Below are 23,002 nucleotides of genomic sequence, written 5' to 3'. Positions count from 1 at the left end.
ATTGAGCTGTATCAAGGGCAAAGCCCACCATACGGCTCTTTGTGCATAAGTCATATAGCCGGACCCGCGGGCCCATTTATTAGTTAGTTAGCTCTCAAGGACGGACATGCATCTATCTCCACCCTGCTTTCACATACTCGAGGCCGTGGATGAGCTTCTGGATAAATGTATCCGAGGCTGCTATCCAAGAGCCTGGAACGAAGATCACATTACTTATAGCTGGCTGAGCGAGTTGTCCCAGGCATGGCCGTCGCTGGCGCCCGCTCGTCATGGTCCTGTAGACGTAAGCTGGGATGCTTATAAAATGGACGGAGCGCTGGAAGAAGAGAACGGAGATGTTGCCTTCCTCATTGACTTGAGATTCGACAATGGTAATACGCTGCAGGGAGTCGGCTTCTTAGAGGCAAAAAGAATCTACGAATCCGGAAAATTCGACGCGCTGAAATGGAAGCAACTTATAGGGCTAGAAGCTAATTCCATGAATCACCAGCTTCTGCTGTACGACCATGACCCAGTGCAAACGGAGTTTTCGCAGTTCGCATCGATTTGTTACTTCGACTGCCATGTATGCGGTGAAGCACAAGAGCTTCACTGTTGCCACGGCTACGCCGATAAGTCTTCTGCCATTGTAGTCCCCAGTGTTCATGCAATTGCTTACGAGGAAAAGGGTCGAGCCCTCGAGTCAATTGGCTACAGGCTTGCCGAGCAGATCATCATGCGCTATTTCCGCGGCCTTGATCTGAACTTCGATAAAGATCTCGTCACTAAAGTTCTGGCAGGAGCAGCAGGCGGCGCCAAGTATTTGGCCGTTGCTACGGTCTCGGTTGGTAGCTCGGAGCAATCGATTAGGAGCGCAAAGGGTGACGATTTGAAGCTGCAGCCGGAAGAACGAAGTGGGTATAGGCGCCTAGAGCGGGCCGCACACGGCGAGAGCTAACAATTCATTCAAGCCGAACCCGCTTCGCATCGAAGGCGCTATAGAGCCGTGAGCGGATTCCCGCGAAGCCATGGGAAGAGCTCGAGTCGGCGCCAGCGCATCTCGTTCGGCGAGGCAGGGAATTACCTTCCGGGCGGCCGGCTGTGGATGTCTGGCCATGACACTCGTAGTACCGGTGCCCGGCTCGGCGTTGGTCACATCGAGAGGCTGCATAGGCGGTGAGAGGTTGCCCAGATTGATTTCAGCCTCCTACATGGTCGGGAGAGCGGATGCCCAGTGGTGGAGGAATTGCTCCTGCTCCAATGTCTCAACAGCCCCATTGCGCACGCCCCTCACACGTTTGATTGCATCCTCGCTACTCAGCGACTCTCTGCTAGCTAGGAGGAGCATGCAAGCGACGGTGCCCGCTCTGCCCAATCCACCTTTGCAATGGACGACAACCCTTCTCCCCTCGCGTAGCTCGTTGCAGAGGGACAGCTCCAACTTCTTCCACTTCTGGAGAAAGGACGTGTTAGGCGGACTGCCATCCACGATCGGCAGTCCGTACCAATGAATGCCATATATTGCTGCACGCTCCGGCAGAGCAGGGATCTGGAGCTCCTTGAACTCGTATGGCTCAAGCAGACTGATGAGATGGCTAGCGCCCCAAGCGCGTAGTGCCCGCAGATCTATGTCTAGATCCCTTGACCATGAGCCTGTCATAGCAGTGCTCTGATGCTTGCCTGGTGCGAACGTCACTCCGATGGCACCGCCGCGCTGGCCAACCAGTAGAGTTGCTATCTCAAGAGGATGGGAAAGGCTGGTTCTGATCACTGCAACTCCTTCGCTTTAAGGGGGGGAACAGCATCCTCCATAGGGATCTCATGTGTGTCTGTGAGGAGGTGCTTTCGGCGGCTTATCCGACGAGCTGGAGAGCACGGTTATCCTTTCTTCGATTCTCCTCTGCGCGACCTGCAACCCATCGTCATCAGCAAGGTAAGGCGACGTAAATAGTGGTGCTTCAACCCAGAACTCGAGTTGGCCCGGGTGAACGTAGCGGGCGTAGTCATCCAACAGCAGCGTCTGGCCGTGCCGCGGACTCACGAACCGAAGATCCTTAGTAGAGCCTGTCCATTCGACGTATCGCACATCGGCGAACCACGGTGGCGCGTGCCCCTCTGCCGCCAGGAGTGACACAATTTTCAGCGCACTTGGCTGCGGCACGGTCGTAAATAGCACAACCTCGCCGAAGGTACTCCGAGCATGATCAAGGAAGCCTAGAAGCCCAGGCCGTGGAATCTGGCTGACCGCATTGGAGATCAGCGTCCCTTCTAGATCTAAGGCAAGGATAGTCGGACGCATTTGATGGGATCCTGTCCAAGTTTGCGCATGTCGTGAGGCAGCAGGATGGTTCTGGGGCGTTCTTCACTGACCTACTAGAATCGGCGGGGCGAGCCAGTAGTCGTCGCCAATCGGCAATAGGCATTCCAGTGCGACGTCGACCATCAGCGGCCGCCTCCAGGCAGGGGCTGGCATGAAGCAGTAGTCAGACTTGTCCAACACGCCCGACGCCTGCTTGAGGGAGAGCCAGCGTGTCCGGCTCCGGACCTCACGCTTTAACACAGTCACTGCCGCAGATTCGTCGCCGCCGGTGCTCAGGAAGTGACTAGCCGCTCCGCGAACTGATGACCACAGTACGTACCTCTTGCGCCCCAAGCTAAGCTCGCTCCATTCCTCCTCGTGCAAACTCACGATCTCTTCGGCGTACTGAACCCAATCCTGTGCTTACGTAGAAGTGCGACGAGGTACGCACTCGCTTCGCGATCGGAAAGCTGCCGCCAGAGCCACTGCCGGTCAGGCGCTGCAAGCGAGGGATACCAAGCCCTCAGTGAGTCGGTTAGCGAGACTTCCAGATTGCCTGGTAGTTCAGCGCAATCCCGATAGTTCCAGCGAATGGGGTCATAGAGAGAGCGTCTCGCAGAACTTCCCGATGAGGCCACCTCAGCCAGGACACCCGCAGCCTTAAGGAATAGCAGCAGGTGCTGCGCGACTGCAGGGTCAGCGGCAATGGGGGCAGAGACCGAGGTCGAGCGCTCCAACGCACACCACGCGCACGCGTAAAACGGCCCAAGCGATACGAGCAGCGCATCGAGGTCTGGCCACGGGGACATGAGGGTCTGTTGGTTACGCCCATAGATCACTCGATCCTCGGCAGTTCCACCAGCTTTGATGCTATCAAGCTGGAGGAAAGACGCCTACACAATTTTCATGTAGCGACTACTCAGCCATAGATTGCGTTCCGCTCCTTCAGGCGGATGCAATGGCTACGAAAACGATCTACCAAAGTGCGTACCTTCGGTTGGTCGGCCAGCTTCGCGAGCGACGTGACTCGCTGGCTATCAGTCAGACCAAGCTGGCCTCCCATCTGGGGTGGCCTCAGCAGAGGATCTCTTCCGTTGAGTCTGGGGCAAGGCGCCTGGACGTATTGGAGTTTTGCCTCATCGCTTCCGCCCTAGGGTTCTCCTCGGCTGAAGTTGCCGAGCAGGTCTTGAGGATGCTGCAGAGCGTGCGGACTAATCAGATTTAGTACGGAGAGTGGCGTTGCCACGGCACTGCACCATCCAGCAATAGCCGGAATGTTGAGCTTAGTGGCACAGCTGCGACCGAATTGCCCCGGGATCGGAAGGGCCTTTTGCGCACTCACTCTAGCTGCCGATCCGGCCCATGACGACTTGCATGGGACATATCAGTCCGAGCCCTAGCACCAAGAATGGGATTCAACGATCTGAAACGCCCTGCCTGGTTTGGCTTGGCCCGGATCTACCATCAGGGGCATCCGTGTTCGCTACCGTCATCTGACGCCTGGGTAGGCGCACCGCAGTCAGAATCTGGCATTGTATGAGCAGCCCTTTAGGACGACGAAGTCAATGGACCCGACCGATGCAAACAATCCTGCGGCGAAGAATGAGCCATCACCGACCTCTGTTCCTAGCGCAGCCGACACTCGATCAGCACAATCTAAGCTCAATCAGTCATCACTGGCTGTCGACAATAATTCTCGCTCTCCACTGGAGATCATCAAGAGTCATCCTGTCGGCTCAACAATCGTCCTAACTGCGGTCGTTCTTTCAGGCATTGCTTCATTCCTTACTTACTTTGGCTTCCGCGTCTACGACTCAAGTACGGTGACAAGGAACTCCGAGATAGAGCGCAGCTATGTACCCCGATCCGTGCATGAAACGGCGATTTCAGACTTGGACCGAAGGATTGCGCTTCTCGATTCGTCTATCAGGACGCTAACCAGTGAGAAATCAGAATTAGCCAACAAGCTGCAGGGTGCCCAGACCGAGCTGGCAAGACAGGAGGCTTTAGCGGTCGTTGCCGCAGGATCCTGCCAGAGGCTCAGGGATGATCTGTTCGCTCAAGAATCTGCACAAGAGCAACTGGAAAAGATCATCCAGAACGGCGGAGACTCTACGATGGCGTACCAGGAGAGGGTGACTCCGCAGCGGGAGGCTGAAATGCGGCGCGAACTCGAGGATCTTAGAAGGCGCTCAGCGCAGATCCAACAGAATATCTCCCAGATTCGGGTCGCTCTTCAGACTTGCTCAGCCCATCCATCTCAAGTCCAGATGATAAGACAACCCATTTAGAACAACGGCTCCGGAGTAGTGCAAGGAGGAAAATGCGCACCGATGTAGTGCCCCGGGCCGAAGCTTGTAGGCACAGGCTGTGGCGCCCTTCAGGCCTCGACGGCACGAACCTGGACTCAATTGATCCGCCGATCTCTCTGCCGCGCCAAACGGTAGCAAGGCGTAGAGCACCCGTTTGCAGCATCGACCAAGCTAGTGGTGCGTCAGTAGTTGGGACTGTTGCAGATCTCTCTGTCACAGCAGTGGTGCTGATGCATCGCTCGATCTCTCGCTCGCGGAACTCCAATGTTGTAAATCACCCGGGCAGGCAGATTAAAGACGAATTTGGAGTCGCCATGCGCTGCATCTTCCAGCTATCTTAAGCGCCGCAATCGAGCTGTGGTGCATCATCCTCATCAGAGTCTCTTGAGGGATCTGGAGCACGTCAGCGGCGTAGAAGCCGTAATGGTGCCTACAGGCATGCGAGCCGGCCCTGATCCCAACTCGCTTGAACGCGCTCTCGACCAACTCGTGTGCGCCCGAAAGGCTCATCGGCTGACCATAGCTGTTCGATGCCCCACGACGTTTCGTGTTGAAGAATAGGTACGGGTGGCGAAGTCGCCCCGTCCTGAGCAACGCCTTGTGATCGTCAAAGTACGCTTCAAGGCAGCGGCGAAAGTACGTGCCAACGATTCGCTCCTCCAACCAGAAGGCATATCGATTCGCAGGGTCGGACTCAGTCAAGAGCATTCCTTTCCATCCCGCGAACTCGCGATGCCCCCTTCCTATTTCGCTTCGGGGGAGACGCCCGTACCTCCTTTCGAGGAAGCCAGACCTGTCCTCATTGGTCGACGATTCGTATCTACCGCTTACGGGATGCTCCAAGCGAATTTTCGAGGCACCCGACTCGCGGAATAGCTCGACGACATCATTAACATAGAGGTGCAAAGGCTCAGAGATGCGAAGGCCTGCATAGCCGAGCAAAAGCATCAACATCTTGTCTCTCGGCGCTTGGACCCCTCGGTCAATGACTTCAATCATCTCCGCCGGCGAGAGATGCTTAGCTCGCATCTTCGAGGTGTCGGTCTCGGTCATGCGCCGGTTGATCTCAAGAGTCTCCCTGTTCCGCCGACGGCGTATCCCTCGTAAGTGGACCATCGCATCACTACAGCCAGCCTCGCGGGCGGCTCGATAGAACCGCGCAACCCTAACGATGTCATGCTCATCTGGGTTGAAGACCGGCGAATCGTGGAGCTTGGCCACAAACCTCGAATAACGATCAAGGGCGCGGACCTCCTCACTGACAGTCGAGATTCGGACTCGGCCCCAGTAAAGGCCATGCGTGTCTTCACCGGCGGTCAACGTACCGCGAAATCTAGCCTCCGCGTACTCCTGGACGAGCACGTAGAGGTCTCGTTCAAGGGGCGCTTGAACGCCGCATTTCGCTTGGCAGAATGCGTAGAAGGTACCTACGGCTCGTAGGTGTTCCTCGATCTTGGAATCACTCCAGTTCTCTGAACTCAGCGCTCGTGCCCAGAGGGCCGCCGTAGCACTCGGCAGGCCGTTCTTCAGGAACAGAAAAGGGAAGAGCCCGCCGCGGCGTTCCACGATAGGTATGTAGATGATACGCCAAGGGCGATATGGCAGCGGCGCCGGACTCATTCGGTGGACTCAATGTCGAACCTGCCCAATTTATGGGCCTTTCAGTTGATCGGTCAAATTCGCTCGGCCATATATATGACACTATGTCTACCCCCACTAAAGTGGCGGCGATGAACCCGTGTCCCTGTGGCTGGGCGGGCGACCGCAGCAACCGTTGCCTGTGCAGCGACGAGCGCATCACCCGCTACCGCGCGCGGGTATCGGGCCCGCTGCTGGACCGCATCGACCTGCACATCAACGTGAGCCGCATGGATGCAGTTGAACTGCGCGAGAGCACGCCGCTGGGCGAGCCCAGCGCCAGTGTTCGCTCGCGGGTGGAAGCGGCGCATGCGCGGCAACAGGCGCGCGGCGGCCTCAACGCGCACCTGCCGCCTGCTGCCCTGCGCGCGTGCACGCGCTTGAGCGAAGCCGACCAGGACCTGCTGGAACAGGCCATCGAGCGCCTGCAGCTGTCGGCGCGGGCGATGCATCGCATCCTGCGCGTGGCACGCACCATTGCCGATCTTGCCGAAAGCGAGACCATCCAGACCGCACACTTGGCCGAGGCCATTGGATACCGGCAGCTGGACCGGGGCAAGCCAGGCACATAGCGGCCCCGGCCTCACACTGTTGACTTGCTTGCCTGAGGCACACAATATTAGTTGCCTCAGGCAATAAAAGAACAACCACCATGCCCGCCCAGCACAGCCAAGCCCTCGACCGCGCCGAGCAGGTGCGTCGTTTCAACCGCTTCTATACCCGCCGCATCGGCGTGCTGCAGGACCACCTGCTGGGCAGCCCGTTTTCCCTGACGGAAATGCGTGTGCTGTACGAACTGTCGAGCCGCGGGGCAGCGCGGGCGTTGGACCTGCGCACGGAGCTGGGCCTCAACGCCGGCTATCTCAGCCGCGTGATCGCCACGCTGGAGAGCCAGGGGCTACTGGAGAAGACACCCCACCCGGACGACGCTCGCTCGCAGTTGCTGGCGCTGACCGCGCTTGGCCGGCAGACGTTCCAGCCTTTCGAAGAGGCGTCGCGCCAGGAAGTGCTGGCCATGCTGGCGCCGTTGCCGGAGGCGCAGCAGCAGGCGCTGGTGGACGCGATGGACCGCATCGGGCAACTGCTGGATACGCGCCCGGCAGATGTTGTGCTGCGCGCCCCGCAGCCGGGTGACATGGGCCTGGTGGTACACAAGCAGGCGCGGCTGTACGCGCAGGAGTACGGCTGGAACCAGGAGTTCGAGGCGCTGCTGGCTGACATCGTCGGCAAGTACCTGCGCGAGTTCGCCCCTACTTCCGACCGCTGCTGGATCGCCGACCGCCAGGGCGAGATGGTGGGCTCGGTGTTCGTGGTGCGCCACGATGCCACCACGGCCAAGCTGCGCATGCTGTACGTGGATGCCAGCGCGCGGGGCCTGGGCGTCGGCCGCCGCCTGGTGGAAGAAGCCATCGGCTTTGCGCGTGCCGCCGGTTATACCCGCATGGTGCTGTGGACGAACAAGGTGCTGCTGGATGCGGTGCGCCTGTATGAGAAGACCGGTTTTTCGCTGGTGGAGGAAGAGCACCACCACAGCTTCGGCAGTGACCAGACCAGCCAGGTGTGGGCCCGCGACCTGGCCTGAGCAGAAGCAACGGCGCAGGAGGCGCCCCTCGTCCGGAAGATTACGGAGCGGGAGTCCTATCGGGCCGGCTTCTTCCGATCAGCACAGCCACTTAGCGCCACTACATTTAGCGCCACTACTTGCAGAGAGTGGTACCTGGCAACTCGCCACTCAGCTGCCGCATCGTGGAGTCGACTGCCCGACTAAGTGGCGCGTTCTCACCCGTCGCAAGCACACGGGCACGTGCCGACAATTCTCGCTTCCGCCCAACGAACCGAGACGGAAAACGGGGCCCTGCATCGCCGCAGGGTGCCCTCTCGAAATTCCCGCTTCCCCCCAATGGTCGGAATCCCCCTAGTCGCACCACCTGAAAGTCCCGATGGCTACCCGCAGCGCGCCGCCCCACCATCAAGCGCCCCTCCGCAGGAAACCACACATGAGCCTGGCGCTGGTCCACAGCCGTGCCCGCGCCGGAGTCGACGCCCCGTTGGTACGAATCGAGGTGCATCTCTCCGGTGGTCTGCCGGTTACCCAGATTGTCGGCTTGGCCGAGACCAGCGTGCGCGAGTCACGCGAGCGCGTACGTGCCGCCTTGCTCTGTGCGCGCTTCGATTTCCCGCAGCGGCGCATCACCCTCAACCTCGCCCCCGCCGATCTTCCCAAGGAAGGCGGACGCTACGATCTGGCGATTGCCTTGGGCATCCTCGCTGCCAGTGGCCAGGTTGATCCGCAGTCGTTGCTGCAGTACGAATTCCTCGGCGAACTTGGCTTGACCGGTGAGCTGCGCGCGGTGTCTGGCGCACTGCCGGCCGCCATTGCCGCCGCCGAAGCCGGACGCATCCTGATCGTGCCCCCGGGCAATGCCGCTGAAGCCGCGCTGGCCCAGCACGCCGATGTGCGCGTGGCGCGCACCCTGCTGGAATGCTGCGCCGGGCTGGGCAATCCACGCCTGCTGCCGGAGGTGGAACGCGTGGACGCCACGCCGCTGCCGCTGCCGGATCTGGCCGATGTACGCGGGCAGGCGCTCGCGCGCCGGGCACTGGAAGTGGCGGCGGCCGGTGGTCATCATCTATTGCTGATCGGCAGCCCCGGCTGCGGCAAGACCCTGCTGGCCTCGCGCCTGCCCAGCCTGCTGCCGGATTCCGAGGAGATCGATGCCCTGCAGTTGGCCGCCATTACCTCGGTCAGCGGCGAAGGGCTGGACCCGAAGCGCTGGCGACAGCGGCCGTTCCGGGCGCCGCACCACAGTGCGAGCGCTGCGGCTTTGGTGGGGGGCGGCAATCCGCCCTGCCCCGGCGAAATCTCGCTGGCGCACCACGGCGTGYTGTTCCTGGATGAACTGCCGGAGTGGAATCGCAGTGCGCTGGAAACCCTGCGCGAACCGCTGGAGTCGGGTCACATCCGCATCTCCCGCGCGTCGCGCAGCGTGGTCTACCCGGCACGTTTTCAACTGGTGGCGGCGATGAACCCGTGCCCCTGTGGCTGGGCCGGCGACCGCAGCAACCGTTGCCTGTGCAGCGAGGAGCGCATCACCCGCTACCGCGCACGGGTATCGGGCCCGTTGCTGGATCGCATCGACCTGCACATCAACGTGAACCGCATGGATGCGGTGGAGCTGCGCGAGAGCACGCCGCTGGGCGAGCCCAGCGCCAGTGTTCGCTCGCGGGTGGAAGCGGCACATGCGCGGCAACAGGCGCGTGGTGGCCTCAACGCGCACCTGCCGCCTGCTGCCCTGCGCGCGTGCACGCGCTTGAGCGAAGCCGACCAGGACCTGCTGGAACAAGCCATCGAGCGCCTGCAGCTGTCGGCGCGGGCGATGCATCGCATCCTGCGCGTGGCACGCACCATTGCCGATCTTGCCGAAAGCGAGACCATCCGGGCCGCGCACCTGGCCGAGGCCATTGGCTACCGGCAGCTGGACCGGGGCAAACCAGGTGCATAGCACTCTGTTGCATGCACGAAGGAATCAGATTCATCTGATATCTGCCATGCCACCTGCGCCCTGACCATTTCCGCGAGCCCATACACAAGGAGACGCGGTTTTGCTCAGGATGCTCATCATGGGCGGGCAGGAGGCCGCCCGTCAGCGGATATCACGGACGATAGGACGGCGCGGCCTGATCCGCATGGAATCGATCTACAGCGTGGACAGCGGCCTGTCGGTGCTGGAATGGCGCAACTACGACCTGGTGGGAACGTTCCTTGCGGCCGGCCTCGGCACGCGCCTGCAGGAATCGTTCGTGCTGCGCGATGCGAAGGTGCAGCTGGTGCTGTTCGGCATGGGGCTGAGCGAGGAAGTGGCCAGTATCCGCCTGCGCCTGCGCGCGCAGGGTCTGCCGTCGCCGATTCTGGTCCGGACCGACTTCGACAGCTACGACGAGTCGCTGTTCTGGCGATCGCTGACGTCGCACATGATCCTGCCGTCGGTACTGGAGGGCACTGGCCCCCTCCCCGCCGTGGGCGACGCGTGCGACCATGCAGGACCCAGTCCCTAGCGGTGCCTGTCTTGCCAGGTGCCCGCCCAGCCATACATGAGCACTCCCCAGCCGCCGCACCTGCCGACCTCCGATGCGTCCACCCCGCTGACACCTGCGGCAACCGGCGGCGGCGGGCCTCTGGGTGAAACGAAGATGCGCGAAATCGCGGTGCGGATCTCGCAGTACTTCCGCGATTTCCTTGAATCGGATTTCAAGCGCGCGCAGGCACCGCGGCGCCGCATCGTGCTTACCAGCGATTCCGGCTTCCGCGCGGGCATGCGCACCGCGCCGTATCCGGCGTTGGACAAGGAGTTGTGGAAGCTGCTCAGCCGGCCCTCCGGCGAGGAGCTTTCGTTCACCATCGGCCCGCGCAGCTATACCCGGCCGATCAGCGCGACGCTGCGCCGCATCGTCGAAGAACAAGTGAACGCCATCACCGAGACCGCCATCGCCACGGTGCGCGTGGCCGTGCTGGACAAGGCGCGCGCCAGCATGGCCGGTGCACTGGAAGACCCGGAAGCCTGGGTGGAATCGGTGCAGGGCGCCCTGGTGGATGCGATGTGCGTGCAGGTGGTGCGGCCGCTGATCGCGCATCTGGCCGGCCCGCTGCAGGGCCAGGCGTACTGGGTGATGGATTCGCTGCACGCGGCTGAATCGGACCTGGTCACCCGTGCCGTTGTCGATCTGTACCAGACCCTGCCGGAGGTGCTGGCGCGCTTGCTGGCCACCGGTGACGAGCTGCCGCTGCAGCAGGCCTGCGAGCATCAGCTGACCCGCGACGGCACGATCAGCGCGCTGATGGCCTTCTTCGAGAACTTCGTGGCGGCCGACGCCTTCCATGAGTTCCGCGACCTGGAAACCTATGTCGCCACCGGCGATGGCCTGCAGCTGTATCTCTACGTGGGCACGCTCAAGTACGCGGGGGTGCAGTACCCGGTGTTCTACCTGCCGCTGGACGTGGTGCGGGCCAAGGATGGGTCGGGCTACACCCTGACCCTCAGCAACCGCCTGTTCGCCAACCGCCGCGCGATCGACTTCGTGCTGCAGGAACTGGCCGTGGGCATGGCCCGCGAGTGGGTGTCGCCGATCCAGGAGCGCATCCAGTACCTCGACCCGGCGCAGAGCCTGTTCGAAGTGGCGGCGTCGCTGTTCCGGCAGGTGGCCAACGCGGTGGATCTGGGCGGCGACGTCTCGCTTTCCTCGTCTGCCAGCGAGGCATCCACCGCCACCGTGGCGCTGTCGCCTGCCCTGCACCTGGCTGCGTTCGAGCGCGCCGACGAGGCGCTGTTGAATGATTTCGAGGAGATCATCGACCAGGCCCGCAATGGGGGGTCGAAGCTGGTGGATCTTTTCCACGGCATGGTGGAAGGCGTGCTGATGCGCAACCCCGAGCCCATCGGGGAACGGGTGGAATCGGCCTGGGATGCGCTGCCGCTGGTGGAGCGCATGGTGTTCGATTCGCCCATTCCGTTGAACGAGGAGCAGCGCAAGATCCTGCTGGCCGTGCGCGAGCCACAGGGCCGCATCGTGGTGGTCGAAGGCCCGCCTGGCACCGGCAAGTCGCACACCATCACCGCCATCGCCGCCGACTGCGCCTTCAACAAGAAGAGCTGCCTGGTGCTGTCGGACAAGACCGAAGCGCTGGACGTGGTGTACGACAAGCTGTCCGATGCGATGAGCCGGGTTCGCCATGATCGCGATTTCCCCAACCCGATCCTGCGGCTGGGCCAGCAGGCGGCCAACTTCAAGCGCCTGACCTCCACCGGCACGATCAGCCAGATCTCGGCCTTCGCCAAGGCCATGAAGGCCAACCAGCCCGCACTAGAAAGCGAGCGCCAGGACACGGCGCAGACACTGCGGCAGGCCATCTCCAACACCGTGCAGACGCTGGGGCGTGTATCGCTTGCTGCAGTGAAGACCATGCACGAGCAGGAAGCGGCGCTGGGCGAGCGCGCCCCCGCGGTGCTGCAGCAGGTACACGCGGTGATGGATGCCAACGTGCTGTCCGAGCTGGAAGCGGTGACCGCGCAGGCGGATGCATTGGAAGCCTATCTTGCCGACCTGTTCGGCAGCACCGACTACACGCCGGCGTCGCTGGACGAACGTATCCGCCGCGATGCGGTGACCACCGCCTTTCTTGCCGACCGACCGGTTGACGGCTGGGCGCTGTTCGAGTCGTTGGATGCCGAGCAGATACGGCTGCTGGGCACGCTGTTGCTGCAGTACCAGCAGCTGAAGATGCCGCTGCTGGGCTATCTGCTGCGTGGCAATGCGGTGCGCGGGCTGGAGCTTCAGCTCAACCAGCTCGGCACCGCCCGCCCGCTGCTGCTCAAGCAGGATGCAGCCGCCCTGCAGGACATCGTGCAGGGCGCAAACGCGCTGCGCATGAAGCTGGAGGCCGAAGGCCTGGGCACGCAGCTGCCGGCCAGCTATCGGCAGATCGCCCACGGCGCCGCGCCGGGCCCGGGTGCGGCGGTTGCACGGCAGGCGATGACCCTGCTGGCGAGGCTCAATCCGGCCATCGTCGAGGCCCTGCTGGCCGAGCCGAAGGACGATCCCGCACTGTGGGCACTGACCCTGCGCTTCCTGCAGGGCTGGATGGCCACACGCAAGGCCTTCGTCGACGCGCCGCAGTACGACTATGTGGGCACCAAGACCAAGCTGGAGCGCCTGAACACCTCGGTGATGAATGCCCATGTGGATGGGCGCCTGATCAGCTTCATGGATCATCACCGCGCCGATGCGCGGGCATTGGCGGGCGTGATCGCCAACCGGCAGAAATTCCCGGTGGACAAGTTCGAGAGCGTGCGCGAGTCGTTCCCGGTGATGATCGCCAGCATCCGCGAGTTCGGCGAATACATGCCGCTGGCGCCGGACCTGTTCGACGTGCTGGTGATCGACGAAGGCTCGCAGGTCTCGGTGGCGCAGGCGCTGCCGGCGCTGCTGCGCGCGCGCAAGGTGGTGGTACTGGGCGATTCCAAGCAGTTCTCCAACGTCAAGGCTGCCAACGCCAGCATCGCGCTGAACGACAAGTACCGCTCGGACCTGGTCAACTATTTCCGCACCAACGTCAGCCAGCAGGCCGACGTGCTGGAACGGTTGGCCATGTTCGATGTGAAGCGCTCGGTGCTGGAGTTCTGCTCGCTCTCGGCCTCGTACTCGGTGATGCTGCGCAAGCATTTCCGCAGCTATGCGGAACTGATCGGGTTCTCGTCCTCCACCTTCTACAACCACCAGCTGCAGGCGCTGAAGATCCGCAGCCGGCCGCTGCAGGAAGTGATCCGCTTCAGCCAGGTCGATGCCAGTGGGCACCGCACCAGCCGCAGCACCAACGACGCCGAAGCGGCGTTCATCGCCGAGCGCCTGGTGGAACTGCTGGATACGGATGCGCCGCCCACGGTGGGCATCATCACCCCGTTCCGCGAGCAGCAGACGCTGTTGTCCAAGACGCTGTTCAACCATCCGCGCGGCCGCGAGTTCGAAGAGCGGCTTCGCCTGAAGGTGATGACGGTCGACTCCTGCCAGGGTGAGGAACGCGGGCTGATCTTCTATTCGATGGTGGCGACTGCCGGCCAGGATGCGCTGAACTACATCTTCCCGGTCAGCCTGAGCGGCGCGGTGGATGCGGTGGAAGACAAGCTGAAAGTGCAGCGCCTGAATGTCGGCTTCTCCCGTGCGCAGGAGGCGATCTGGTTCGTCCATTCGATGCCGGTGGATGCGTTCCGCGGCGCGATTGGCCATGCGCTGCGTTACTACGCCAGCCAGCTGGACCGTCCCGCGCCCGACGCCGCGCAGACCGATGCGCGCAGCCCGATGGAATCGAAGGTGCTGCAGTGGCTGCAGCAGACGCCGTTCGTGCTTGCCCATGGCGATGCGGTCGAGATCATTCCGCAGTTCCCGGTGGGCGACTACCTGCGCCAGCTTGACCCGACCTATCAGCACCCGGCGTGGCGGGTGGACTTCCTGGTGACCGTGCAGACCGTGCGCGGCGCGCTGCAGATCGTGATCGAGTACGACGGCTTCGAATTCCATTTCCGCCGCGACAAGCCGGTGCATGTGGGCAACCACGAGCGCTATCTGGTGGAGGCTGATGTCGAGCGCCAGCTGACCCTGGAAAGCTACGGCTACCGCTTCCTGCGCATCAACCGGTTCAACCTCGGCAGCGACCCGGTGCAGACGCTGTCCGACCGGCTCTATCGCCTGATTGAAGTGGCCGGCACGGAGATCCGCTCGGCAGCGGTCGATCAGGTGATCGAGCAGGTGCAGGGGCTGGAATCGAAAGAGAAGAAAGTCTGCAGCCGCTGTGGGCAGATCCGCAGCCAGGAAGAGTTCTTCGACCCTGACCTGCGCGCCGGTGCCGGCGGGGTGGGACGGATCTGCATGCCCTGCAAGGCGGGCTAGGCGGTGCTGCCGGGTGCCAGCGTGCGCACGGCCACCGCCGCCAGCCTGCGGCTGACCAGCCCGTAGAGTTCTTCCAGTTCGGCCGCGCGCGCGTCGGTCATGTTGGTACCGAACAGTACCCGCGACAGCGCCGCCTTGTGGGTGTCGGCAGGATAGCGCGCCCGCGCCCGGTACACGGCCTGCAGCACCAGCCAGGCCAGGCGGAACCCGCCCCCGGGCAGGGGACGGACCACGCGGTCATAGACCTGCCAGAACTGGTATTCGGCCTCCAGGTCGACCGCCGGTGCTGCGAACGGCACCGGACGCGCACGTCCATGGGCGCGCCTGCGAACCGGAGGGAAACGGGGGTTGTGCTGTGCCATGCGTACAGGATGACCCAGCAACATTGTGGGAACCTTGCGTTGGTGCCGGAATATCAGTGCTGATTGTGCAAAGTGCGGCGGATGGCCCGCTTGGGTGGAGCGATTCCGCCGGGCATGGCCCGGCGCTACCGGATTGCGTGCGGCGAAGGGCCCCGCTTGGGTAGATGCCAACCTTGGTTGGCAAGGCGCGTCGGCGCCGGAGGGATTTCGCCGGGCATGGCCCGGCGCTACCGGATTGCGTGCGGCGAAGGGCCCCGCTTGGGTAGATGCCAACCTTGGTTGGCAAGGCGCGTCGGCGCCGGAGGGATTCCGCCGGGCATGGCCCGGCGCTACCGGATTGCGTGCGGCGAGGGGGCCCGCATGGGTAGATGCCAACCTTGGTTGGCAAGGCGCGTCGGCGCCGGAGGGATTTCGCCGGGCATTGCCCGGCGCTACCCAGCCTGCCGCGAAGTGCATCCACGCATGGCGTGGATCTACTTAGAAGGTTATCGAGGTGCTGAACATCACCTGCCGGGGGGCGCTGCGCTGCAGGGTCTGGTAGTCGCCCGAGAACGACGAGCCGGCGATGGTGGCGGTGCCGATGTTGTTGCGGTTGAACAGGTTGCTTACGTCCAGCCGCAGCTCCAGCCCCGGCAGCAGGCTGTCCGGGCCCAGGGTGTAGGCCGTGTACGCGTTGACCTGCCAGAACGTCGGCACGCGGATGTCGTTTTCATAGGTGAAGGGCTGGCGCAGGTATGAGGTGCTGGTGGCACCGAAACGCCAGTCGCCGAAGTGCGCGGACAGATCGCTGACCAGCGACAGCTGCGGGTAGCCCGGCTGCGCGTTGCCCTTGATCGGGTACACGGTATCGCCCACCACAAAATCGCTGTCGTAGTACGAGCGCGCCAGCGCGATGCCCTGGTAGAACTGCAGGTGGTCGGTCAGGTCGGCGGTGATGCCGAGGTCGGCGCCGATCACGTGCATCTTCGGCATCAAGCGCACCGTGTTGATCTGCGCGAATTGTGTGCCGATGGCCGCCGACAGCAGGCGGTTGCGGATGTCGTTGTAGAACACATCACCGGTCACGGTCAGGCGGTCGAAGCGGTGGCTGGCGCCCACGGTCAGGTTCCAGTTCTTCTCTGGGCGCAGGGTGCCGGCCACGCGGTCGAACTCTTTCTGGTCACTGATGGTCCAGGCCGACGCGGTGTAGCCGATGTTGCCGCGCTGGGCCACGCGATAGCCGTTCATGGTGTTGACCAGGTCGATGAAGGCGTCGGTCCGCTCGGTCGGGCTCCAGTACAGCGACACGTGCGGCAGGAAGTTGCTCTTGGCGCGAAGCGTGCCGGACACCGGCCGCTCCGCTGCGTCGCCGATGCCACCACCGGTGGTAGTGAAGTCCACGGCCTTGAAGCCCAGCCCCAGCACCAGCGTGTCGGTGACGGCGTAATTGTCATGCAGGTAGAACTGCCTCGAGCGGGTCACCCAGCTGGATGCGTTGTCGGTCTGGAACGCCGGCCCGTACACATCGAACGACCCGGTCGCCTTGAGTGGTTTGCCCTGCCCCAGCAGCGGCTGCTGGTACCACTCGGTCTTTGCGGCCGCCTTGCTCTTCTCCTGCCAGAAACCGGTGGTGAGGGTGTGCGCACCGGTCTCGAACTGCAGGTTGAACATGCCACCGAGGCGATTGAGGTGCGGCGTCTGTACCTGTTCGGAGAAAGGCGCGCCGTTGGGCGAGGGCACGGTCGGGTCGGTCAAGGTGGCCTGGGTGTGGCTGTTGGCGTTGTACAGCTGCACGTTGCCGCTGAGCGCGGGCGTGATCTGGAAGCGATGGTTGATCGACGCGACGCGGTCGCGGGTCACCTGGCCGGTGTCGTAGGGAATCAGCTCGGACAGCTCGCCGCAGGTGTAGGCGCCGCAGGACGTGTCGGCGTTCTCCGGCGAGGCCACGTAGTACGCCCATGCATAGTCCGGATAGAAGCTGTCGGCCTTCCAGCCCAGCTTGCGGATCATGTCGAAGGAAATGTTGTTGTAGCCCCACACCGCGGCCTTGCTGTCGGACAGGAACACGGTGAAGTCACCCCACGCCACATCCTGCTGCGCCTTCAGGTCACCGCGCAGGAACTTCTGGGTGCCGGCGCCCTGGTACTTGTCGGCCGACACGCGCTGCAGGTCGACCAGCAGCTTCGGGCCGTGTTCGCCCAGCTGGCCGCTCTGGCCCGAGACCGTGGTGACCCGCGTGTTGTTGCTGCCCACGCCCTGCTTGATGCGCAGGCTGGGGTTGTCCTGCAGGTCGCGCAGGCGGTACTCGAGGCTGCCGCCATTGACGCTGCTGGAGAACACACTGACCGGTGCACCGCCCGGGCTGACCGTGATCGAACCGATGCCATCGGGCACACCGACGTTGACCACGCTGGTGCCGGTAAGCGAGAGGAAGCCGTTGTCGTTCAGCGGCACGCCTTCGAAGGTGATGCCCATTTCATTCATGCGGAAACCGCGCACGAACAGGCTGGTGGCGGAAATATCCAGCCCCAGCCCGTCGGTGGCGGTGTARCTGGCACCCGGCACGTTCTTCAGCATCGACAGGCCGTTGTTGCCGGACACCATCGCATCCAGGTCGGTGGCGTTGATGACGTAGCGGTTCGGGCCGACCACCTGGGTGGGCGCGACAGCAGCACCGCGTGGGGTGGCGATGACCTGCAGCGCGTTCAAGGTGGCGGGGGTGTCGTGCGCGGCGTCGGTGGATTCGGCAGCGTGCAGCGGTGCAACGAGGGCGGTGCCGATTGCCAGGGCAAGAAGCGTAGGTGGAGTGTTCATGGCCAGATCCAAGTTGCAGGGAGAAGAGGACGCAGGCGCACGCCCAGCGCGATGCAGCGCCGGATGGCGATGCAGTGGCTGGTGACGCGATTGCGTTGAAGGCGGGAACGGCGCTGCGCGCGCGCCGGTCAGCGGCAGACGAAGACGATCAGCTGCCGAACGATTCGATGGCGTGATTTCGACGTGCGGAAGTGTTGCATCGGACCGCCACATCCGCCATTGCACCGTGGGAAAGCGCGGTTATACGCAGGTATCGCTTTCGATGCCGCGCTATCACCTGCACGTTGCAGCGTGATGTCTGTGCGCTCGGTCAGCCTTTCGACTATTCGTGCCTGGCTCGACTTGCGCCGCCCTGGACGCTGAATGATCATGTCGGCGGCGGCCGCGCGGATATCTGCGATGCCTTCCGCACGCGCTGCCATGCAAGGCTCCGACGCGTTAACTCGACACTTCAAAGGACGAACGTCATGTTGAATGGATTGAAACCGCTCGCCGCAACTGCACTTTGCCTGCTCGGCCTGTCCGCCTTCGCCGAAAATGCCGCCGCCGCGCAATGGGTCGACAGCGGCCGCACTGCGTACTTCAAGCAAAGCCCCTTCTCCAGCGCATGGGAACACACCTGCACGACCGGCGGCACGCCGATCCAGGACTTCCCGGGCACCTGCGCCAACGATCCGTTCAGCGGCTGGACGACCAACTACAACGCCGCCAGCGCATCAGCCAACAACCAGCTCAATGCCTGCCACTTCGACTCGCAGAAGCTCGGCTCGGCCTGCTACGGCCTGGCGTATGCGATCAATGGGCAGGTCTACGCTGGCGGCCTGCCTGCCAGCTGCAACGTCGGTGCCCGTGCGGTGGTGGTTTCGACCCGCATGGAAACGATCGAGATCCAGAACCATGAGCTCGATGTAGAGAGCGCCCAGTCGGGCAACGAGTACGTCTGCCAGTAAAACCGTTGGTGGGACGCCGCCACCGTGCGTGGCGGCGTCCTTCTTCGTATTGCCGGCTTCTTACTGCAGCACGAAGCGCTCGATCGCCTTGGCCACGCCTTCATCGGCGTTGGTGGCGGTCTCGAAGCGCGCCACGGCCTTTACCGCATCGATGGCATTGCCCATCGCCACGCTGGTGCCGGCGTACTGCAGCATGGTGAGGTCGTTCTCCTGGTCGCCGATGGCCATCACGTTGGCGCGGTCGATGCCCAGGTGCTCGGCCAGCTTCTGCAGGCTGGGCCCCTTGCCGGCGCGGTGGTCGAACACTTCCAGGAAGAACGGCGCGCTCTTCAGCACCGCGAAGCGCTCGGTCAGCGCGGCCGGCAAGCGCGCGATGGCAGCATCCAGCACGTCCGGCTCGTCAATCATCATCAGCTTGATGAAGGACATGCCCGGGTCCATGTCGGCCACGCGGCGGTACGACAGTGGCATGCGCGAAAGATGCGAGTCGGCCACGGTGTAGATGCTGATGTCCTGGTTGGGCGTGTACATGCGCGTGGCATCGAGCGCCTGGAAGTGCACGCCAATCTCGCGGGCCACGTGTTCGCAGTACACGAAGTCATCGAAGCTGAGCGGATACTCGACCACCGTCTCGCGCGGGCCGATGCGCTGCACGAGGCCACCATTACAGGCGATGCAGTAATCATCGTCGCCCTCGATGCCAAGTTCGTGCAGGAACGGCGCCAGCCCCGGAACCGGGCGGCCGCTGGTCAGCACGATATGCACGCCCAGCGCGCGTGCCCGGGCGATGGCCTGCTTCACGCGCGCGGTGAGCTTGTGGGCGGGGTCCAGCAGGGTGCCATCCATATCGATGGCGACCAGTTCGATGGTCGATTGCCTGCGACCCATGTCCATCATCTTCAGCCAGTGCGGGGGACGCCCATTTTAGGCCAGGCGGCCTGGCAACGCCGGCCTCATGCATCGTTCACCTCTGCGCGGCGCTGGCCGGGGATACTCGTGGGGCCTGTGCGTCCCCCACCGCAGGACGGCCCTATCGACCGCCCTTCCCTGGACACTCTTTCGACGCATGACCTACCAAGCGCCCGACGCCACTGACACCGCCCCTCTCGCCCAGCAGATTGAAGACCTGATCGACGGCCTGCCCGGCGACCATATCCGCGTCGGCACGCTGCTGCATGCGCTGGGCGACGAAGGCCTGATGCTGGTGGTGATCCTGCTGTCGGCGATCTTCCTGATTCCAGTATCGATTCCCGGGCTGAGCACGGTGTTCGGTGCGTCCATCCTGCTGATCGGCCTGAGCCGCGTGCGCGACCGTCCGTTGTGGGTGCCGCAGCGATTGGCCGACAAGCAGATCGCCACCGACAAGCTGAAAGCCAACCTGGGCCGTGCCCTGAAATGGGTGCACCGCATGGAGCGGTTGTCCCGGCCGATGCGGCTGGCAGCGATGGTGCGCTCGAAGAAGATGATGCGCTTGAACAACCTGGCGCTGGTGTTCGCCACGATCCTGCTGATGCTGCCGGCCGGGCCGATTCCCTTCAGCAACACGCTGCCGGCGCTGGCGCTGATGTCCTTTGCGATCGGCTTCATCCAGCGCGATGGCGCAGCGGTGGCGGCCGGCTATGGCTTCGTGGTGGCGTCGGTGGTGTACTTCGGTGTGCTGCTGGGTGGCGTGGGCTTTGCGGCCGAATCGGTGTTCAGTGGCTTCCGCAACGGATCATCGGCGCTGTAGAGCCGAGCATGGGCTCGGCCCTACAGCACGGGTGATGCGCGGGCGACCGGCTACTTCGCCGACACCCGCCACACCACGTCGCCCACATCATCGGCGACCAGCAGCGCGCCCTCCGCATCGATGGCCATGCCCACCGGCGCGCCCATCAGCGTCTTCTCATCCTTGGACGCGAACCCGCTCACCACCGCTTCCGGGCGGCCGGCCGGCTTGCCGTCCTTGAACGGCACGTACACCACTTCGTAGCCGCTCAGTGGCGAACGGTCCCAGCTGCCGTGCTCGCCGATGAAGGCACCGCCGTGGTACTTCGCCGGCAACGCCTGGCCGGTGTAGAACAGCAGGCCCAGCGGTGCCACGTGCGAGCCGATGGCGAAGTCCGGGCGGATTGCCTTGGCCACCAAGTCCGGCCGCTGCGGCTGCACGCGCTCGTCCACATGCTGGCCGTAGTAGCTGTAGGGCCAGCCGTAGAAGCCGTGCTCCTGCACCGAGGTGAGGTAATCGGGCACCAGGTCGGCGCCGATCTCGTCGCGTTCGTTCACCACCGCCCACAGCTTGCCGGTGCTCGGCTCCCAGTCCAGGCCGGTGGGGTTGCGCAGGCCCGAGGCGTAGATGCGGCTGCCGCTGGTGGCCACGTCCACTTCCAGCACCACCGCGCGGCGGTACTCGACCGCCAGGCCGTTCTCGGTGATGTTGCTGTTGGAGCCCACGCCCACGTACAGCTTGCTGCCATCGCGGCTGGCCAGCAGTTCCTTGGTCCAGTGGTGGTTGATGGTGCTGGGCAGGTCGGTGAACTCGCTGCCCTTGTCGGACATGCGGGTTTCGCCCGGCACGTAGTGGTATTTCATGATGTTGCCGGTGTTGGCCACATACAGCGTGTCACCGATCAGCTGGATGCCGAACGGCGAGTGCAGGTTTTCGATGTACACGTGCTGGGTCCAGGTGCCGGTGCCCGGCGCGCGCCGCAGCAACGTGACCCGGTTGCCGCCCTTGCCAGCCTTGCCCGAGCGCGCCTTCACCTTGCCGGCGATCCACTGCTTGGGCGTGGTGACCGGCTCTTCACCGGGGCCGTTACCCTCCACCACCAGCACATCGCCGTTGGGCAGGGTCAACAATCGCCGCGGGTGCTGCAGGTTGGCAGCGATGCGTTCGATCTTCAGGCCGTCGGCCACCGACGGTGCCTGTCCCTCGGCCCAGCCCACGCCCTTGGGCACCTGCATCGGCGGCATCAGGTAGTTCTGCGGCGCGGGCAGCGGTGGCTGTGCACCGGACTGGTCGGCCGGGTGGTATTCGGCTTTTCCGGCACACGCGGCCAGCGCCAATGCCAGCGAAAGCACGCCCACGGCAGGCAGGATGCGCTTAGCCATGACGGGCTCCTTGCAGCACCGGCTGCTGCAGCGAAAGCACGATGAAGCCAAGCGCGATCAGTGCCACCGTCAGCGCGGAGAGGATGGTGCCCGGCACGGCCGCCGCATAGGCATCGCGGCTGTGCACGAAGGCGTTCCAGACGGCCAGCACGATGGCGACCAGGTTGAGCAGGAAATCGAGGCGGTCGGTGCCGGTGGCGGTGCCGTTGCGGCGCCAGACCGCGAACAGGTTGATCAGCCGCGGCAGGATGGCGATCAGCAGGCCGAAGGTGATCAGCCACGCCGCCGACTTGCCCCACATCACTTCAGCGGTGTTGAGGTAGAGGATGTCGAAAATGAGGCCGGCCACGAAGAAGCCGAACGGTATCGGATTCAACAGGCTGAAGAGTGTTGTGCCGAGGCCGCGATGGGCCTGGGCGACGGGGTTGACCATGGTCGTGCTCCGTTCGGGGAAGGGGTGCACGGGCTGTAGTAGCACAGGGGGGCGGGAGGGGGTGCGATGACGCCCTGCTGCCATTGCCTGGGCCGTCGCGCACGCGCCACGCTACGTCGGTTCGGTGTGCCGTATCTCATGGAATGGCAGCATGGTCTCGAAGCCGAATTCGTGTTCCATGCTGATGCGGACCAGGCCGCCAATGGCGAACCAGCTGGTATTGGCGTGCACATCGATGCCATGCCAACCGCCCCCTGCCAGCAGATCCAGCGTCTGCGCCCGGGGCATCTTTGTCCTTTCCTCCCGCAGCAGCGCGCGGCGGTGCCGCTTCATCAGCAGGCGGAGCTGCTTCACCGTGGTGATGTTGAATGCGGTGAGCTCCGGCAGCAGCTCGGCGATGTCGGCGTCGGTCCAGTAATCGTGGCGACGGTGATACATCGACAGCACCACCTTGCGGATGGTGGCCACGGTGAGTGGGGCCAGATCGGCGCGGGCGCGGGCATTGGGGCGTTTCATCCGGTGTCCTCCGGGGAGCCTGGGCATGGTGGCATGGCGGTGGGGTTCCGGTGCGGGTGGATTGTGCCAACCAAGGTTGGCACCTACCGGGGCACCGACCAGAGCGGCGCAGTCGTCATTACAAGGCGGCATAAGTGTTTGTGACGTATTTGGCACATCCGCACATCGACTGCGTGAAGAGGTAGGGGGTT

The 23,002-nt window shown here is 63.5% G+C and carries 19 protein-coding genes and 1 pseudogene; 10 read left to right on the top strand and 10 right to left on the bottom strand.

Annotated elements, in window-relative coordinates; translation table 11 throughout:
* Positions 1-145: 145 nt before the first annotated feature.
* The gene (locus tag AC1DCU_RS06775) at positions 146-937 is read left to right on the top strand and encodes a hypothetical protein (RefSeq protein WP_442251433.1); all 792 of its coding nucleotides are present in this window, start codon (positions 146-148) and stop codon (positions 935-937) included.
* Between the two features lie 249 nt (positions 938-1,186).
* Here AC1DCU_RS06775 and AC1DCU_RS06770 read toward each other — a convergent pair whose 3' ends face one another.
* Positions 1,187-1,750: a cyclin-dependent kinase inhibitor 3 family protein gene (locus tag AC1DCU_RS06770; RefSeq protein ID WP_442251434.1), complete on the bottom strand. Its 564-nt coding sequence runs from the start codon at positions 1,748-1,750 to the stop codon at positions 1,187-1,189.
* Between the two features lie 48 nt (positions 1,751-1,798).
* Positions 1,799-2,278 (bottom strand): NIF family HAD-type phosphatase, encoded by a 480-nt coding sequence (locus AC1DCU_RS06765; RefSeq protein ID WP_442251435.1) that lies wholly within the window; start codon positions 2,276-2,278, stop codon positions 1,799-1,801.
* A gap of 958 nt (positions 2,279-3,236) precedes the next feature.
* Here AC1DCU_RS06765 and AC1DCU_RS06760 point away from each other — a divergent pair.
* Both AC1DCU_RS06760 and AC1DCU_RS06755 read left to right on the top strand, forming a co-directional pair.
* Complete coding sequence (locus AC1DCU_RS06760) at positions 3,237-3,503, top strand: helix-turn-helix domain-containing protein (protein WP_442251436.1); 267 nt, start codon at positions 3,237-3,239, stop codon at positions 3,501-3,503.
* Positions 3,504-3,843: 340 nt separating this feature from the next.
* The gene (locus AC1DCU_RS06755; protein ID WP_442251437.1) at positions 3,844-4,569 is read left to right on the top strand and encodes a prefoldin domain-containing protein; all 726 of its coding nucleotides are present in this window, start codon (positions 3,844-3,846) and stop codon (positions 4,567-4,569) included.
* 312 nt (positions 4,570-4,881) lie between these two features.
* Here AC1DCU_RS06755 and AC1DCU_RS06750 read toward each other — a convergent pair whose 3' ends face one another.
* Complete coding sequence (locus tag AC1DCU_RS06750; RefSeq protein ID WP_442251438.1) at positions 4,882-6,210, bottom strand: hypothetical protein; 1,329 nt, start codon at positions 6,208-6,210, stop codon at positions 4,882-4,884.
* A gap of 101 nt (positions 6,211-6,311) precedes the next feature.
* On the opposite strand from AC1DCU_RS06750, the pseudogene AC1DCU_RS06745 reads away from it, so the two are divergent.
* The 5 genes and pseudogenes from AC1DCU_RS06745 to AC1DCU_RS06725 form a co-directional block, all read left to right on the top strand.
* A pseudogene (locus AC1DCU_RS06745) lies at positions 6,312-6,800 on the top strand (magnesium chelatase subunit ChlI family protein); the annotation flags it as partial.
* An 80-nt stretch (positions 6,801-6,880) separates the two neighbouring features.
* Entirely contained in the window at positions 6,881-7,810 is a 930-nt protein-coding gene (locus AC1DCU_RS06740) for a bifunctional helix-turn-helix transcriptional regulator/GNAT family N-acetyltransferase (RefSeq protein ID WP_442251439.1), read from the top strand.
* A gap of 415 nt (positions 7,811-8,225) precedes the next feature.
* Positions 8,226-9,731, top strand: coding sequence for a YifB family Mg chelatase-like AAA ATPase (locus AC1DCU_RS06735; protein ID WP_442251440.1), 1,506 nt, complete (start codon positions 8,226-8,228; stop codon positions 9,729-9,731).
* 118 nt (positions 9,732-9,849) lie between these two features.
* Positions 9,850-10,284 carry a hypothetical protein gene (locus AC1DCU_RS06730; RefSeq protein WP_165780911.1) on the top strand — a complete coding sequence of 145 codons (435 nt, stop codon included), beginning with the start codon at positions 9,850-9,852 and terminating at the stop codon, positions 10,282-10,284.
* A gap of 36 nt (positions 10,285-10,320) precedes the next feature.
* Positions 10,321-14,667 carry an AAA domain-containing protein gene (locus tag AC1DCU_RS06725; RefSeq protein WP_282279527.1) on the top strand — a complete coding sequence of 1,449 codons (4,347 nt, stop codon included), beginning with the start codon at positions 10,321-10,323 and terminating at the stop codon, positions 14,665-14,667.
* On the opposite strand, the gene AC1DCU_RS06720 is transcribed toward AC1DCU_RS06725, so the two are convergent.
* From AC1DCU_RS06720 to AC1DCU_RS06710, 3 genes are all read right to left on the bottom strand, one after another.
* Positions 14,664-14,966 carry a hypothetical protein gene (locus AC1DCU_RS06720; RefSeq protein WP_234003398.1) on the bottom strand — a complete coding sequence of 101 codons (303 nt, stop codon included), beginning with the start codon at positions 14,964-14,966 and terminating at the stop codon, positions 14,664-14,666. The two genes, AC1DCU_RS06725 and AC1DCU_RS06720, sit on opposite strands and share 4 nt — an antisense overlap.
* 540 nt (positions 14,967-15,506) lie before the next feature.
* Positions 15,507-17,822: a TonB-dependent receptor gene (locus tag AC1DCU_RS06715; RefSeq protein WP_442251441.1), complete on the bottom strand. Its 2,316-nt coding sequence runs from the start codon at positions 17,820-17,822 to the stop codon at positions 15,507-15,509.
* Positions 17,823-17,950: 128 nt separating this feature from the next.
* A complete protein-coding gene (locus AC1DCU_RS06710; RefSeq protein WP_442251442.1) occupies positions 17,951-18,244 on the bottom strand; it encodes a hypothetical protein in 294 nt (97 codons plus the stop codon).
* A gap of 45 nt (positions 18,245-18,289) precedes the next feature.
* On the opposite strand from AC1DCU_RS06710, the gene AC1DCU_RS06705 reads away from it, so the two are divergent.
* Positions 18,290-18,772 (top strand): hypothetical protein, encoded by a 483-nt coding sequence (locus AC1DCU_RS06705; protein ID WP_442251443.1) that lies wholly within the window; start codon positions 18,290-18,292, stop codon positions 18,770-18,772.
* 60 nt (positions 18,773-18,832) lie between these two features.
* On the opposite strand, the gene yidA is transcribed toward AC1DCU_RS06705, so the two are convergent.
* Positions 18,833-19,666 (bottom strand): sugar-phosphatase, encoded by an 834-nt coding sequence (gene yidA / locus AC1DCU_RS06700; protein WP_442251444.1) that lies wholly within the window; start codon positions 19,664-19,666, stop codon positions 18,833-18,835.
* Between the two features lie 172 nt (positions 19,667-19,838).
* Between yidA and AC1DCU_RS06695 the strand changes: the two genes are divergently transcribed.
* Positions 19,839-20,501, top strand: a complete 663-nt coding sequence (locus tag AC1DCU_RS06695) for an exopolysaccharide biosynthesis protein (RefSeq protein WP_223486896.1) — start codon at positions 19,839-19,841, stop codon at positions 20,499-20,501.
* A 50-nt stretch (positions 20,502-20,551) separates the two neighbouring features.
* Here the strand turns inward: AC1DCU_RS06695 and AC1DCU_RS06690 are convergent, their stop codons facing one another.
* The 3 genes from AC1DCU_RS06690 to AC1DCU_RS06680 form a co-directional block, all read right to left on the bottom strand.
* Positions 20,552-21,862, bottom strand: coding sequence for a PQQ-dependent sugar dehydrogenase (locus AC1DCU_RS06690; protein WP_032976914.1), 1,311 nt, complete (start codon positions 21,860-21,862; stop codon positions 20,552-20,554).
* Positions 21,855-22,295 (bottom strand): DUF2231 domain-containing protein, encoded by a 441-nt coding sequence (locus AC1DCU_RS06685; RefSeq protein ID WP_025877408.1) that lies wholly within the window; start codon positions 22,293-22,295, stop codon positions 21,855-21,857. The genes AC1DCU_RS06690 and AC1DCU_RS06685 overlap by 8 nt, the downstream gene beginning before the upstream one ends.
* A gap of 111 nt (positions 22,296-22,406) precedes the next feature.
* Entirely contained in the window at positions 22,407-22,811 is a 405-nt protein-coding gene (locus tag AC1DCU_RS06680) for a hypothetical protein (RefSeq protein ID WP_442251445.1), read from the bottom strand.
* Positions 22,812-23,002: the final 191 nt, after the last annotated feature.

This window comes from Stenotrophomonas sp. 10L48 (assembly GCF_056395105.1).
The sequence above is the reverse complement of the archived record's forward strand: the minus strand, read 5'-3'. Positions and strand labels throughout refer to the sequence as shown.

Coding starts and splice junctions, on each gene's coding strand:
- AC1DCU_RS06765 (WP_442251435.1), bottom strand. CDS start 2,278: ATGCGTCCGACTATCCTTGCCTTAGATCTAGAAGGGACGCTGATCTCC.
- AC1DCU_RS06760 (WP_442251436.1), top strand. CDS start 3,237: ATGGCTACGAAAACGATCTACCAAAGTGCGTACCTTCGGTTGGTCGGC.
- AC1DCU_RS06755 (WP_442251437.1), top strand. CDS start 3,844: ATGGACCCGACCGATGCAAACAATCCTGCGGCGAAGAATGAGCCATCA.
- AC1DCU_RS06750 (WP_442251438.1), bottom strand. CDS start 6,210: ATGAGTCCGGCGCCGCTGCCATATCGCCCTTGGCGTATCATCTACATA.
- AC1DCU_RS06740 (WP_442251439.1), top strand. CDS start 6,881: ATGCCCGCCCAGCACAGCCAAGCCCTCGACCGCGCCGAGCAGGTGCGT.
- AC1DCU_RS06730 (WP_165780911.1), top strand. CDS start 9,850: ATGGGCGGGCAGGAGGCCGCCCGTCAGCGGATATCACGGACGATAGGA.
- AC1DCU_RS06725 (WP_282279527.1), top strand. CDS start 10,321: ATGAGCACTCCCCAGCCGCCGCACCTGCCGACCTCCGATGCGTCCACC.
- AC1DCU_RS06710 (WP_442251442.1), bottom strand. CDS start 18,244: ATGGCAGCGCGTGCGGAAGGCATCGCAGATATCCGCGCGGCCGCCGCC.
- AC1DCU_RS06705 (WP_442251443.1), top strand. CDS start 18,290: ATGTTGAATGGATTGAAACCGCTCGCCGCAACTGCACTTTGCCTGCTC.
- yidA (WP_442251444.1), bottom strand. CDS start 19,666: ATGGACATGGGTCGCAGGCAATCGACCATCGAACTGGTCGCCATCGAT.
- AC1DCU_RS06695 (WP_223486896.1), top strand. CDS start 19,839: ATGACCTACCAAGCGCCCGACGCCACTGACACCGCCCCTCTCGCCCAG.
- AC1DCU_RS06690 (WP_032976914.1), bottom strand. CDS start 21,862: ATGGCTAAGCGCATCCTGCCTGCCGTGGGCGTGCTTTCGCTGGCATTG.
- AC1DCU_RS06685 (WP_025877408.1), bottom strand. CDS start 22,295: ATGGTCAACCCCGTCGCCCAGGCCCATCGCGGCCTCGGCACAACACTC.
- AC1DCU_RS06680 (WP_442251445.1), bottom strand. CDS start 22,811: ATGAAACGCCCCAATGCCCGCGCCCGCGCCGATCTGGCCCCACTCACC.